This window comes from Aeromonas sobria (genome assembly GCF_000820145.1).
Lineage (GTDB): Bacteria > Pseudomonadota > Gammaproteobacteria > Enterobacterales > Aeromonadaceae > Aeromonas > Aeromonas sobria.
The window spans coordinates 95,704-110,089 of sequence record NZ_CDBW01000013.1 but is presented as its reverse complement, the minus strand read 5'-3'; the positions used below and the strand labels follow the sequence as shown (position 1 = coordinate 110,089).

At 56.0% G+C, this 14,386-nt stretch carries 12 protein-coding genes; 4 read left to right on the top strand and 8 right to left on the bottom strand.

The genetic code is table 11. The features are described 5' to 3' along the window. Positions 1 to 42 precede the first annotated feature (42 nt). The 4 genes from BN1135_RS06165 to BN1135_RS06150 all read left to right on the top strand — a co-directional run bounded on the left by BN1135_RS06165 (position 43) and on the right by BN1135_RS06150 (position 3,742). Positions 43 to 363 carry a Dabb family protein gene (locus BN1135_RS06165; RefSeq protein ID WP_042019641.1) on the top strand — a complete coding sequence of 107 codons (321 nt, stop codon included), beginning with the start codon at positions 43 to 45 and terminating at the stop codon, positions 361 to 363. A 37-nt stretch (positions 364 to 400) separates the two neighbouring features. Beyond that, positions 401 to 1,222 carry a carbon-nitrogen hydrolase family protein gene (locus BN1135_RS06160; RefSeq protein WP_042019640.1) on the top strand — a complete coding sequence of 274 codons (822 nt, stop codon included), beginning with the start codon at positions 401 to 403 and terminating at the stop codon, positions 1,220 to 1,222. A 178-nt stretch (positions 1,223 to 1,400) separates the two neighbouring features. Beyond that, positions 1,401 to 2,849: a metalloprotease TldD gene (gene tldD, locus BN1135_RS06155; protein ID WP_042019638.1), complete on the top strand. Its 1,449-nt coding sequence runs from the start codon at positions 1,401 to 1,403 to the stop codon at positions 2,847 to 2,849. A gap of 32 nt (positions 2,850 to 2,881) precedes the next feature. Then, on the top strand, positions 2,882 to 3,742 hold the full coding sequence (locus tag BN1135_RS06150; RefSeq protein ID WP_042019636.1) for an SIS domain-containing protein: 861 nt from the start codon (positions 2,882 to 2,884) through the stop codon (positions 3,740 to 3,742). Between the two features lie 91 nt (positions 3,743 to 3,833). On the opposite strand, the gene BN1135_RS06145 is transcribed toward BN1135_RS06150, so the two are convergent. The 8 genes from BN1135_RS06145 to BN1135_RS06110 form a co-directional block, all read right to left on the bottom strand. After that, a complete protein-coding gene (locus BN1135_RS06145; protein WP_042019635.1) occupies positions 3,834 to 4,781 on the bottom strand; it encodes an OmpG family monomeric porin in 948 nt (315 codons plus the stop codon). A gap of 87 nt (positions 4,782 to 4,868) precedes the next feature. Then, complete coding sequence (locus BN1135_RS06140; protein WP_042019634.1) at positions 4,869 to 6,743, bottom strand: glycoside hydrolase family 3 protein; 1,875 nt, start codon at positions 6,741 to 6,743, stop codon at positions 4,869 to 4,871. Between the two features lie 219 nt (positions 6,744 to 6,962). After that, positions 6,963 to 8,417 carry a PTS N-acetylmuramic acid transporter subunit IIBC gene (gene murP, locus BN1135_RS06135; protein ID WP_042019632.1) on the bottom strand — a complete coding sequence of 485 codons (1,455 nt, stop codon included), beginning with the start codon at positions 8,415 to 8,417 and terminating at the stop codon, positions 6,963 to 6,965. Positions 8,418 to 8,518: 101 nt separating this feature from the next. Continuing rightward, positions 8,519 to 9,415: an N-acetylmuramic acid 6-phosphate etherase gene (gene murQ / locus BN1135_RS06130; protein WP_042019630.1), complete on the bottom strand. Its 897-nt coding sequence runs from the start codon at positions 9,413 to 9,415 to the stop codon at positions 8,519 to 8,521. 264 nt (positions 9,416 to 9,679) lie between these two features. Next, entirely contained in the window at positions 9,680 to 9,883 is a 204-nt protein-coding gene (locus BN1135_RS06125; RefSeq protein ID WP_042019629.1) for a hypothetical protein, read from the bottom strand. A 192-nt stretch (positions 9,884 to 10,075) separates the two neighbouring features. Then, positions 10,076 to 10,279 carry a hypothetical protein gene (locus BN1135_RS06120; RefSeq protein ID WP_042019766.1) on the bottom strand — a complete coding sequence of 68 codons (204 nt, stop codon included), beginning with the start codon at positions 10,277 to 10,279 and terminating at the stop codon, positions 10,076 to 10,078. 159 nt (positions 10,280 to 10,438) lie between these two features. Continuing rightward, positions 10,439 to 11,161 carry a MarC family NAAT transporter gene (locus BN1135_RS06115; RefSeq protein ID WP_042019628.1) on the bottom strand — a complete coding sequence of 241 codons (723 nt, stop codon included), beginning with the start codon at positions 11,159 to 11,161 and terminating at the stop codon, positions 10,439 to 10,441. A gap of 356 nt (positions 11,162 to 11,517) precedes the next feature. Next, positions 11,518 to 14,370 carry a valine--tRNA ligase gene (locus tag BN1135_RS06110; protein WP_042019627.1) on the bottom strand — a complete coding sequence of 951 codons (2,853 nt, stop codon included), beginning with the start codon at positions 14,368 to 14,370 and terminating at the stop codon, positions 11,518 to 11,520. Positions 14,371 to 14,386 lie beyond the last annotated feature (16 nt).

Here is a 14,386-nt window from a genome sequence, read left to right as displayed (position 1 = left end):
CGCCACCCTAGCCTCGACCTGCTCACGCTCAAGGAGAGAGCCATGATCCGACATATTCTGCTGATTACCTTCAAGCCCGATGCACTCCCCGCTGACATTGCCGCCGTCAGGGCCGCCTTCCTCGCCATACCGACCAAGGTCAGTGGTGTGACTGCCGTGGAGTGGGGGGAGAATGACAGCCCCGAGGGGAGGGATGACGGCTTTACCCACAGCGTGCTGATGACCTTTGCCGACGAAGCGGCCCGCCAGCGCTATCTGCCCCATCCTGATCACGATGCCCTCAAGGCCATCTTTCGCCCGGTGCTGGCGCGTATCATAGTGCTGGATTACACCCTGCAGGCGGGGGATGCTGTTACCGTCTGATGGTCCAATCTACAAGGCAAGCGACAAGGAGAGCGTCATGTGGTTAGCCGCAATACAGCTGGTATCTGGCCGTCACTGGCACGATAACCGGGAGCAGATCGCCGCCGAGCTGGCGGCCTTGCCAAAAGAGCGGCCAATGCTAGTGCTGCTGCCGGAGAACTTTGCCCTGTTTGGCGAGCGGCAGGGCTATCTGGATGGTGCTGAGGCAATCGGCACCGACCTGAGCGGAGCCGCGCCCATCCAGCAGCAGTTGGCCGAGTGGGCCCGCGACTTTGGCATCTGGCTGGTGGCCGGGGCTATGCCGACCGCCATCGCAGGTTCCGACCATATCCACACCAGTTCGTTGGTGTTTGACCCAAGCGGCGAGCTCAAGGGCCACTACCATAAGATCCACCTGTTCGATGTGGATGTGGCGGACAATCACGGTCGCTATCGGGAGTCGGAGACCTTCAGTGCGGGGGAGGCTCCCGTGCTGGTGGACTCCCCCTTTGGTCCCCTTGGCCTCTCGATCTGTTATGATTTGCGCTTTCCCGAGCTCTACCGCCAGTTGGCCCGTGCTGGTGCCCGCGTACTGCTGGTGCCAGCCGCGTTTACCGCCGTGACCGGTGAGGCGCACTGGGAGCCGCTGCTGCGGGCCCGCGCCATCGAAAACCAGTGCTACGTAGTCGCAGCCAATCAGGGCGGTACCCACGAGACAGGACGCCAGACCTGGGGCCACAGCATGGTGATCGATCCCTGGGGCCGGGTGCTGGCTTGCCAGCCATCGGGCCGCGCCACTGTGCTGGCACAGATGGATGCCGAGCTTATCGACGAATTGCAGCGCACCATGCCGGTGCTGAGGCATGCCCGGTTGCTGTGATTCCGGGGTGTTGATTGACGTAGGGTGCAACAAGCGAAGCGCATTGCACCTGCGCCGATCTTTGGGTTGGCAGCGCCATTCACTGCGTTTATTGCACCCTGCGAATACGAACTGAACACCGGGCCACACCGGATGAATTAACCGTTACGACATCTCACAGCGAGATTGGAGAAGAAGATTGAGTCTATTGAGCCAGGTTAGTGCCTCCCTGTTGGCCCCGAATGACCTCGACGAAGGGCGCCTGCAGCAGCTGCTCGGCAGCCTGATGAGCCATCAGGTGGAGTTCGGCGATCTCTATTTCCAGCGCAGCTGGCACGAGTCCTGGATGCTGGAAGATGGCATCGTCAAGGATGGTAGCTACAACATCGATCAGGGGGTTGGGGTGCGCGCCGTCAGCGGCGAGAAGACCGGCTTCGCCTACTCAGACGAGCTGAGCCTGCTGGCGCTGCAACAGTCGGTGACTGCCGCTCGCGGCATTGCCGCTGCCGGTGCTCACGGCAAGGTGAAGGCGTGGGCTCGCACCGAAGCGAACCTGCTCTATCCGGCCATGGATCCGCTGCAGACCCTCGACAAGCACCAGAAGATCGCCCTGCTGGAGCAGATGGACAAGTTCGCCAGAAGTCTGGACCCTGCCATCAATCAGGTGATGGCCTCCATCAGCGGTGTTTATGAAGAGATCCTGGTGGCCGCCACCGATGGCACCCTGGCTGCCGATGTGCGTCCGTTGGTGCGCTTGTCGGTGACCGTGATCGCCGAGAAGGGGGATCGCCGCGAGCGCGGCAGTGCCGGGGGCGGCGGCCGCTTCGGCTATGACTGGTTCCTCGAACTGGACGGGCTGGAGAGCCGCGCCTTTGGCTATGTGCGCGAAGCGGTGCGGCAGGCACTGGTCAACATGGAGGCTATCGATGCGCCAGCCGGTACCATGCCGGTGGTGCTCGGTTCCGGCTGGCCAGGTGTGCTGCTGCACGAGGCGGTGGGTCACGGTCTGGAAGGGGATTTCAACCGTAAGGGATCTTCCGCGTTTGCCGGTCGCATCGGCGAGCAGGTGGCCTCCAAACACTGCACCATCGTCGATGATGGCACCCTGCCGGGTCGGCGTGGCTCCGTCTCTATTGATGACGAGGGGACGCCGGGCGGTTACAACGTGCTGATCGAAAACGGCATCCTCAAGGGGTATCTGCAGGACAAGCAGAACGCTCGCCTGATGGGCGTGCCGCTCACCGGCAACGGTCGCCGCGAATCCTACGCCGCCATGCCGATGCCGCGCATGACCAACACCTATATGCTGGCGGGCCAGTACGATCCGGCCGAGATCATCGCCTCGGTCAAGAAGGGTATCTATGCCCCCAACTTCGGCGGCGGTCAGGTGGATATCACCTCCGGCAAGTTTGTCTTCTCCGCCTCCGAGGCCTACCTCATCGAGGATGGCAAGATCACCACCCCTATCAAGGGTGCCACTTTGATCGGCAATGGCCCGGAGGCGATGAGCCAGGTCTCCATGGTGGGGTGTGATCTTGCGCTGGATCGTGGGGTCGGCATCTGCGGCAAAGAGGGGCAGAGCGTGCCGGTCGGTGTCGGCCAGCCCACCCTCAAACTGGACCAGCTCACCGTGGGTGGCACCCAGTAAGCCTCGCCGCAGAACAAGAACAGAGAGAAACCATGCTTACCCTGTCGAAAATATCCAATATCAGGAGCCAGCTCTCCCCCAGCGAGCTCAAGATTGCCGACTATATCCTCTCCTGTCCGGAGCAGGTGACCAGCTTCTCCTCCCAGGAGTTAGCCCAGCAGGCGGAGGTGAGCCAGTCGAGCATAGTGAAGTTCACCCAGAAGATCGGGTTCAAGGGCTTCACCGCCTTCAAGCTGGCGGTCAGCGAGGATCTGGGGCGCAAGCAAGCCATCAAGACCGACAATGTCGGCGATCTCTACAATGGCATCGGGCGTGACGACGATCTGGAGACCATGGCCAAGAAGCTGGCGCAGGAGAAGATCAACTCCATTATCGAGACTACCCAGGCCCTCGACAGCGAGGCCTTGATGCGGGTGCTTGACGCCATCGATCAGGCGGGCAGGGTGCAACTGGTGGGGATTGGCGGTTCGGCACTGACTGCCAAAGATCTCTGGTACAAGCTGCTCAAGATCGGTGTGACTACCCTGTTTGCCCAGGATAGCCATGTGCAGATCTCCATCGCCCAGACTCTGGGACCGGGTGACGTGCAGCTGACCATCTCCTACTCTGGCGCAAGCCGAGATGTGCTGGCGGCTGCCGAGCTGGCCAAGCGCAATGGAGCGACCCTGATTGCCGTGACCTCGTATCGGCAGTCACAGTTGCGTCAGATGGCCGATATAGTGCTGGATACGGTGGCGGAGGAGAACGAGCTGCGTATCTCCTCCATCTCTTCGCGTACCGCCCAGAACACCATCACGGATATTCTCTTTTTGGGCCTGGTGCAGTTAAGGGGAGATAATGCCTGGTCCCTAATCCAGGGGGTACGTGATATGGTCGGTAGAGTGAATTACTAATTACTAGCGAGATTCATATAAAAATGGCGGCTATTGTAATCAGACAGCCGCCATTGAGTGATTTTATGCAACAGTGATCATGTCGTGGTTCTTACCAGAGGTACTTCACGCCAAGCTGACCTAGATAGAAAGTTTGGTCATTGTCGCTACCAGAGGTAATACCATTTGGTTTTGGTTTTTCCCATTCTGTTTTTTCTACAGCGAAACCAGCCCACATAGTAAGTCGTTCATTCAGCTTGTAATTAACCTCAGTGCCAATGCGGAGACCACCGTCCGCGCGTTGGGTCACGTAGTTGGTGTTTGCCGCGTCATAAGAGCGCTCTGATAAAAAATAACGGAAATATGGAGATATCGACCATTTGGGGTCGATGATTTTGGTCATATAGCCACGGATTTGATTTTGTTCCCAATTTTTATTAAAATCATTATCAAAAGTCCAATCGGTATAAACCATTAATCGTCCGGTAGTTGAGTCATTGAATTTGTAAACAATGCCATGCTCAGACTCCCATTCATAAGAGTTATCGGCTCTAAAATTGTCGTAATGATAGAAGGCATCCCAGAAGGAGAAGGCCAGTTTTTCATTAATCCAGTAAGTACCACTTGGCATCAACCAAAATAGGGTGTTGGATGGCCTGGCATTTCTATCAGTGACACCGTCATTTGACTCTTTGCGATAGGTTAAGTTGAGATCGAAAATATTATTTCCGTTCTTATACATATTTCGCGTAATACCTAACTGCGTTCGGTTACGGATAAAAGAGTTATCGGAGCCGGAAATTGCATACCCATAATTGCGCATGGACTCTTTATGTTCAATAAAGTAGCGCCATTTTGATGATGAATTAGAAATAAACAATTGCCCAGCGAGGTTGACTTTGTCGGTGACTTTTGCACCATCAGCATCACGATGCCCTTCAAATTTTTCGATTTCCATGAAAGTATTGGACATTATCTTCCATGCATCATGGTCGGCAGAAAAAGCGGGAAAACTAGCCACAAACATTAATGATAAAACTGATAATTTTTTGATGGGCATTGTTAACAATATCCTATTAGTATCAATGCACTCTTCATTTTATTAGCGCATAGGACGATTAATCGTTTTAATTAATGGGGCTATGTATTAAAAGTTGAGGCCATGATTAATTGGAAATAGCACGTTTTTGCCATCCTCGGTTTTTATATTAACGGGAAGTTTACCCGTTGGGTTGTTCAATGGGGCTGCGGTATCCGGATTTTTAAACAAGGTCAAGATGCCTGCTTTGATATTTGTTTCCAACGAGTTACGGTTGTTGTTAGTGATATCAAATCCTGTGATGCCGTAGATCGCCATGTTGGCCTGGACACCGTTTAAATAGGCTATGTCGTATGGATTGCGGGTTGAGATGACGACCAGTTTTTTGCTGGCTTTATTAGCGATATTTATTATTTTTTGCGCATTGACTGGATTGGCGGCCAGATTGTAGGTTGCCAGTATCACGAGATCGTTATGTGCTATATCGCGTTGCAGTGCCTCGGTGTCCAAATCGTTGTTCATCAGGGTGACTTTGCGTGCAGTGGTTTCTACCGCTGTCAGATCCAGTTGTTTCGCCAGATTTTGAATGTGCTTGGTCATCATATCACTGCGTGGTTGTTCATCTGAAATGACCAGGATCTTCTTGCCGGAATTGAGTGCTACCGGTAGTACTCCGTCGTTTTTAATCAGGGTCACGGCATTCTCCGCCACCATGTCTTCAAACTGTTTGTGCTGTGCAGAAGCCACCACAGCCAGGGCCTTTGCCACGTCTTTTGGTTCGGCATCGATGCGGTTTTTCAGCTTGCTCAGAACGACGCGCTTGGCTGACTCTTTAATGCGGGCTTTTAGTTCCGGATCCTGGTCCGCTTGCTCCGTCAGGTAACCGTAAAGGTTGTCGAGTTTTATCCTGGCATCGTCGCCCCACATCGGGATCGGCATCAGGGGCATGTCGACACCCGCTTTATAAGCTGTGGCCACGGCCCAGTTCATGTCGAAGTTGCTGGAGATGGCTCCCATGTCCATCGCATCGGTCAGGACTAAACCATCAAATTTCAGCTGTTTACGTAACACGCCGTCAATGATTTTCTTTGACAGGGTCGCAGGGGTACCCATTTTCTCACCCTTGAGGGTGGTAAGCTTGGAATCATCTAGACTCGGGAATACGACATGAGCGGTCATCACAGTGTCGACACCATTGGCCAAGGTGTTAACGAATGGTGGAAGGTCAGTTTGGGACCATTCTTTAACTGAATACGGCACTTCCGGTAGACCAAAGTGTGAGTCTACTGCCACGTTACCATGGCCTGGGAAGTGCTTGGCGGAAGTGAGGATGTTGTACTTGTGAATGCCCTTCACATAGCTATTGGCCATCGTGGTAACCATAGGGTGCTCATCAGAGTAAGAGCGTACGCCGATGACTGGGTTGTTCTGGTTGCTATTGACGTCAACTACCGGACCAAAGTTGAGATTAAAGCCCAAGCTAGCCAACTCGGCACCGTGGATCATCCCTGACAGTTCGGCTAGCGCCGGATTGCGGGTTGCTCCCAGGGCCATGTTTCCTGGCATCTCGGTGCCTTCACGCAGGCGGGTGACATAACCACCCTCTTGGTCAACGCTGATAAACAGCGGCAAGCCATCGCGAGCCGCTTGTATATCATTAATTAATTTAACGGTTTGCTCGGTGGTAATCAGATTTTCACGAAATAGAATAACTGAGCCGAGCCGATATTTATAAATGATGTCGGTAACTTCTTTATTCATTACGTTAAATGGAATTGGTTGTTCTTTATCATCCTTGCCCCAAGCACGAAAATCGAGCATTAATGTTTGTCCGATCATTTCGCGCAAGCTCATATGGTCAATGATTTGCTGTGCCGACTGTTGCGGTTGTTGCCACAAGATTTGTAATTTCTCTTGTGCTAATGGCGCGGCATTGGCCCCCATTGCTAATAGCAATGAGGTGAGTGGTGCGAGTTTTTTCATAATAACTAATCTCATTTAATAGTGAGGCGGAGGGGGTAAAATTCCGTTATAATTAAAGGGATGTTCGTGTATGACTTGCTGCTTTAATTTGTTTATGACAACGGTGAAAGTGATTGCACGTTCGAAAATATGGTCAGATCTCAGATATATAAAAATAGATGTGAGTCGCATTATTTAATTAGCTGGCCAAGTATTTTTTGGCCAGCGTTTAATAGTTAGTTAACTCAGGTCGACGTTCTTGCAGCCGAACATCAGGGTGAAGAGGTAGCCGCCGAGGTAGGCGACGGCGAGGCCGACGGCATAGACCATCATGCCGGGGAAGATCCCCTGGGCGGAGGTCATCAGCGGCAGGGCGACGATGCCGGAGGGGCCAAAGACGGTGTTAAGACCAACCGGCAGACCCATCCAGGAGATGAGGCCCACCACGAAGCCGCCCAGCGAACCACCGCAGCAGGCGGTGATGAAGGGTTTGACCCGTGGCAGGGTGACGCCGTAGATGAGCGGCTCACCGACCCCCAGAATGCCCGGGATGATGGTGCCCTTCACCTGAGTGCGCAGCAGTGAATCCTTGCCTGCCCGGCTGTAGAGCGCCAGTGCTGCGCCTACCTGTCCAGCACCGGCCAGCGCCAGGATGGGGAACAGGGAGTTGAAGCCCTGGGCATCCATCAGCGCAAAGTAGACGGGAACGAACCCCTGATGGATACCGAACATCACCGAGATGAGGAACAGGCCGGCCAGAATGGCGGTACCGAACGGGTTGCCATTGAGGTTGATGAAGAGCCAGGACATGCCGTTATAGAGCTGTACGCCGAGGGGCATGATCAGGATAAAGGTGACTGCCCCCATGATCAGCAGGGTGATGCAGGAAGTGAGGATCATATCCAGACTGTCCGGCATGAAGCGGCGAACCTGACGCTCCACCGAGGCGCCTATGATGCAGGCGATCAATACGCCGATGATGTTGCCGCGCGGATCGATCTGGTGACCGAAGAAGTCGCTAATGCCGGAGTAGATCCCGCTGCTGGCCTGGGGGTCATACCCCATGACAAACAGGGAGGCGAGGATGGCGCCATTGACCCCGGATCCGCCAAACGCCTTCTGGGCGTTGTAGCCGATCAGGATGCTGAGGAAGCTGAACAATCCCTTGCTGAAGAGCTTCATGTAGCCGACAAATTCGGCCAGCATGCCTCCTGTCTGCTGCGCTTCCAGCAGCAGGGTCTGCTCGATCAGTGTGGCGCAGCCGAGCAGCAGACCCGCAGCGATAAAGCCGGGAATAAGCGGGGTAAAAATGGTGGCAAACTTGGCCAGGAAGCGGTGCGCTGCGCTGCTCTGTTTCTGTTTTAGCGCCTGCTTGTTGGCGGCGGCGATGTCACCAAGATCCGTTGATTGCGGGCGAGGGGCGGTCAGGGTACCCGCGTCTGTACTCAGCATGCCGTTCATCATCTCGCAGGCGGTCTGGGCCTTGCCCGGACCAAGCACGATCTGGAACTGGTTGTCGCTTTCAATCACCCCCATCACCCCGGCGATCCGTTTGATGGTATCGCGGTCGGCATGCAGGCTGTCTGCCAGACTCAGCCGCAAGCGGGTCATGCAGTGGCCACAGTTGGTGATGTTATCCCGGCCACCGATGGCCTGGATGATCTGGCCAACCATGGTGTCAGTTATTTTTGCCATAAAGAACCCAGTCAGTCTGATGTGATATAAGGGGGCGGATGCCCCCGCTCATGTTGTTATCGTGTCGCCATTGCTGGCACGGCCAATGTGCGATTGGCCGATCAATCGGTGCATTTGCTGATAAAGCCGCCGCTGCTCTGCAGTCGCTCTCGCGCTTCGCTGGCGGAGATATTGGCCAGGATCATTACGATGGCGGTCTTGCAGTGGTTGTCTGCGGCGGCAAGGGCTTGCTCTGCCGTGTCACGGTCACATTCGGTTGCTTCCATGACGATCCGCTTCTGGCGTTCCACCAGCTTGGCGTTGGTCGCCTCTACATCCACCATCAGGTTGCCGTAGACCTTGCCGGTACGGATCATGGCGCCGGTAGAGAGCATATTGAGGATCAGCTTCTGGGCGGTGCCCGCTTTCATGCGAGAGGAGCCGGTCACAATTTCGGGCCCGACAACGGCGACCATGCTGATGTCGGCCGCTTTGGCGAGCGGGCTGCCCGGGTTGCAACTGATACTGCACACCGTTGCTCCCAGGCTTCTGGCATACTGCATGGCGCCTAGCACATAGGGGGTTCGCCCGCTGGCTGCGATGCCTACTAGCACGTCGTTGGCACTGAAGTGGATGTTTTTCAGGTCGTTGGTACCGAGCTCTGCATCGTCTTCGGCATTCTCCACCGCCTGCAGGATGGCCTTGTGGCCCCCTGCAATCAGGCCGATGACCAGTTCGGCAGAGACCCCATAGGTGGGTGGGCATTCGCTGGCATCCAGAATGCCGAGACGTCCGGAGGTGCCTGCCCCGATGTAGATCAGGCGGCCGCCCTTGCCAAATGCCTCGGCGATAGCATCGACCGCCTTGGCGATCTCGGGAAGCAGTTGGCCTACAGCCACAGCAACGTGTTGATCTTCTTGATTGATGATCCGCAGCATATCCAGTGTCGGGAGCTGATCGATCTCGATGCTGGCTGGATTGCGGGTTTCAGTAATCATGCTTGATAGGTCAATGGTCATCGTTTCCTCTACATCAGGTCGTCGCCATTCCCGGCGTAAATCATCCTTCTTGATGTTGGTCATCATGCTCGATTTTTGATTTTAGTTATGAGATCAATCTCGCATAATTAATTATTCCATTTATATTTTGTTTTTAGTTGTAAAAATTCCTGCATGAGACCATCACAACCAAAGAGAGGAGGATATGAGGTGGCAGAGGCTTTGCCCATCATGCCGACAGCAAAAAGCCCCGGTCAGTTGGCCGGGGCTTGCGGGGGAGCGCTATCAGTTGACCGAAATAGCGCGGGCGTCGATGAAGTAACGGGCCTTGCCTTGTTTATCGATCTGGATTTTGGCGATTAGCCTCTCTTGCTGCCTGTGTTCCCACAGCTGCTCTACGTTGGCAAGGGTTGGATTGGCTATGCCGAGCACGTTCAGGTATTCGTGAAACAGGCTATGACTGCCGATTTCGGTCAGCATCTTGGTCATCGGGATACTCTTCTGAAGTAAGGGTATTCGCTAGCCAAGATAGCTGTGTTGAGCTGAATGCGTGCTGTACAAAAAACAGACAGACGGATGGTCGATTGTCATCAGCACAATGATGGGATCTGCCGTTGAGCGCGGTATCGCAGACAACAAAAAGCCCCGGTCAGTTGGCCGGGGCTGGCGGAGTAATCGGTATCAGTTGACGGAGATGGCGCGGGCGTCGATGAAGTAGCGGGCGTTGCCCAGTTTGTCGATCTGGATTTTGGCAACCAGCTGCTCTTGATCTTTATATTCCCAGCGCTGTTCGATTTTGGCGAGAGATGGGCTCGCAATCCCCACCACGTTCAGGTATTCGTGAAACAGGCTATGGCTTCCTATTTCGGTCAGCATCTTGTCCATCTGCATACTCTCCTGAAATTGAGTGGGTATTCATCAACAAACCTATCAGCATCCGTCTGAATAAAGTCTGTATGAAAAACAAACTAACTCATCTGTGTGTCAATAACATGATCAGGAACAAGATCAGTGCAGATCGTCAGGGACTTTTTGATACCGTTTTCAATCAGCGCTGGCGGGCTTCTGCGGCAACTGATCAAACGCGCTGGAAACCTGCGGTAGCGCCGGTGCGGTTTGCACGGCCTGGCCGCCGTGGAAGACCGGATCCTGTGCCACTTCCTTGATGCCATTGATACAAAATTGCATGCCCATGCAAACCAGCAGGAAACCCATGATGCGGGTCATGGCGTCGATGCCGGTGGCGCCGAGGATCTTGCAGACCGGATCCGCCAGCTTCAAGACGCCCCAGCTGATGAGGCTCATCAGGGCAAAAGCAGTGATCATGGCGCCGTAGATGGTGAGGCGGTTGTACTCGTCAGGCAGCTCGGCAATCTGGGCAGCACCGCTTATTACCAGCGCCATGGTGCCCGGCCCGCACATGCTGGGCATGGTGAGCGGCACAAAGGCGATGCTCTGGTTGATATCGACTCCGCTTTGCTGGCTGGGGGCGGGGAACAGCATGCGAAAGCCGATGAAGCCGATGATGAGGCCACCGGCCAGGCGCAAGCCCGGGATGGAGATCCCGAACAGATCCAGGATCGAGGATCCAATAAAGAAGGTGATGCAGAGGGTGCAGAACAGATAGATGGCCGCCAGGTTGACCTGACGACGCACGTGTTCGCGCGACATCCCCTTGCTCAGCCCCAGCAGCAGGGTGGCAGTGGTGGGCGGGTTGACCATGGGCAGCAACGCCAGCAAGGCGAGGAAGACGACCTGAAAAAACATGTTGAGCCTCGGATAACAGGGATGGATGGGGAGCCTTGAATCAGGTGCTCGCCTGACTCAAGAGGGAGGCTATCTTATGTTGGCCAGAGTGAACACAAGCCGTACAACAATTTCTGATTAACCCGAGGTTTGCTGGCTACAGGGATGGGGTAAACCTGCCGGTGCGGCGAATTCACTTGCGAAGCCGAGGAGGGCATCCTGCCTGACCAGATAAGGGGATCCGTATCGCGGTCGTGCGGGTCGTCTGGATGTGTCCTGCAGCAGAAAAAAAAACAGCCCGGCAAGGCAGGCTTGCTGGGCTGTAGGTCAGACAGAGCTCCAGGTAGAGGAGTGTCTGTTGCGCGCGGTACGCCGTATTACAGGGCGGCGATCTCGGCTTGCTGGGCTTCCAGCTTGGTCAGCTGGAGACGGTAATCTTCCAGCTTCTCGCGCTCTTTGGCGATGACCGCTTCCGGCGCCTTGGCGACGAAGGCTTCGTTGCCAAGTTTGCCTTCGATGCGGCCACACTCACCAACCAGCTTGGCCACTTCTTTGGCCAGACGGGCCAGTTCGGCGTCCTTGTCGATGAGACCGGCCATCGGGATCATCAGCTCGGTGGCACCGATCAGCTTCTTCACTGACAGGGGGGCCACTTCACCGTCCGCCAGCACGCGGATGGACTCCAGACGGGCCAGGGACTTGAGGAAGGCCTCGTTGTCACCGGCGCGCTGGGCATCTTTGGCATCGCACTTGAGCAGCACGTTCAGACCGACGCTGGGCGCTACGTTCACCTCGGCGCGGATGTTACGCACCCCTTCGATGAACTCCTTTACCCACTCCTGATCCGCCATCGCGGTTTCGTCCACCTTGGCGGCGTCGAATTCCGGGAAGGCCTGAATCATGATGGTGTCGGCGTGCACGCCAGCCAGCGGTGCCACCGATTTCCAGATGGTCTCGGTGATGAACGGGATGATCGGGTGCGCCAGACGCAGCAGGGTTTCCAGTACGTTGACGAGGGTGTGGCGGGCAGCGCGCTGCTCAGCCTCGGAACCCTTGCCCAGTACCGGCTTGGTCAGCTCCAGATACCAGTCACAGAACTGGTTCCAGATAAATTCGTACAGCACGCCAGCGGCGATATCGAAACGATAGGTATCGAGGGCGGTACGGAAGTCACGGATGGCCACTTGCAGCTGGGACTGGATCCAGCGATCCGCCAGGCTGAACTGCATTTCGCCCCCGGCAAAACCGCAATCCTGATCTTCGGTGTTCATCAGCACATAGCGGGAGGCGTTCCACAACTTGTTGCAGAAGTTGTTGTAGCCGTCCAGGCGCTTCATGTCCCAGTTGATGTCACGACCGGTAGAGGCCAGCGCTGCCAGCGTGAAGCGCAGGGCGTCGGTACCGTGTGCATCAATCCCTTCCGGGAATTGCTTGGCGGTACGCTTGCCGATCTTCTCGGCCATCTGCGGCTGCATCATGTTACCGGTGCGCTTCTCCAGCAGATCTTCCAGCGAGATGCCGTCGATCATGTCGAGGGGATCCAGCACGTTGCCCTTGGACTTGGACATCTTCTGGCCTTCTTCGTCACGGATAAGACCAGTGATGTAGACGGTCTTGAACGGGACTTGCGGCTGGCCGTTTTCGTCCTTGATGAAGTGCATGGTCATCATGATCATCCGGGCAATCCAGAAGAAGATGATGTCGAAGCCGCTCATCAGTACGTCGGTCGGGTGGAAGGTCTTGAGTGCTTCGGTGTTGTTCGGCCAGCCCAGGGTGGAGAAGGTCCACAGGGCGGAGCTGAACCAGGTGTCGAGCACGTCTTCGTCCTGACGCAGGGTGGTCACTGACGGGATGCTGTGCTTGGCACGCACTTCCGCCTCGTCACGGCCCACGTAGACATTGCCAGCGTCGTCATACCATGCCGGGATGCGGTGACCCCACCACAGCTGACGGGAGACGCACCAGTCCTGAATGTCGCGCATCCAGGAGAAGTACATGTTTTCATACTGCTTCGGCACGAACTGGATGCGGCCATCTTCCACCGCTTCGATGGCGGTCTTGGCCATCGGTGCCACGCGCACGTACCACTGGTCGGTCAGCATCGGCTCGATGGGCACGCCACCGCGATCGCCGTAGGGCTGTTGCAGTACGTGATCCTTGATTTCGGCCAACAGGCCCAGCTCATCCAGCTTGGCCACGATGGCTTTGCGGGCAGCGAAGCGCTCCAGACCGGCGAACTCGGCCGGTAGGGCGGCGTCGTAGGCGGTGCAGGGGTTGCCGTTGGTGTCGACCACTTCGGCCTCGGCACGCACATGGGCGTCCAGAGTGAAGATGTTGATCATCGGCAGGCTGTGGCGCTTGCCCACTTCGTTATCGTTGAAGTCGTGCGCCGGGGTGATCTTCACGCAACCGGTGCCCTTCTCCATGTCGGCGTGTTCATCGGCGACGATGGGGATCAGACGGTTCACCAGCGGCAGCAGGATGTGCTGGCCGATCAGCGCCTTGTAGCGCGGGTCTTCCGGGTTCACTGCCACGGCAGTATCGCCCAGCATGGTCTCCGGACGAGTGGTGGCGACGATCAGGTGATCCTGACCTTCGGCGGTCTTGGCGCCGTTGGCCAGCGGGTAACGAAGGTGCCACATGTGGCCCTTGATCTCGCGGTTTTCCACTTCCAGATCGGAGATGGCGGTGTTGAGTTTCGGATCCCAGTTCACCAGACGCTTGCCGCGGTACATCAGGCCATCTGCGTAGAGACGGACAAACACTTCCTGCACGGCGGCGGAGAGACCCTCATCCATGGTGAAGCGCTCACGCTCCCAATCCACCGAGTCGCCCAGACGGCGCATCTGGCGGGTGATGGTGCCACCGGACTCTTCCTTCCATTGCCAGATCTTGTCGATGAAGGCATCACGGCCGTAATCGTGACGGGTTTTGCCCTCTTCTGCAGCGATCTTGCGCTCAACCACCATCTGGGTGGCGATACCGGCGTGGTCGGTACCTGACTGCCACAGGGTGTTTTTGCCCTGCATGCGGTTGTAGCGGATCAGGGTGTCCATCAGGGTCTGCTGGAAGGCGTGACCCATGTGCAGGCTGCCGGTGACGTTCGGCGGCGGGATCATGATGCAGTAGGAGTCTTTGCTGGTGTCGCCGTGGGGCTTGAAGTAACCCTGGGATTCCCAGTGCTGATAGAGCGCCTGTTCGATGGCATTGTGATTAAAAGTCTTTTCCATGGTCTCGCCGTAATCT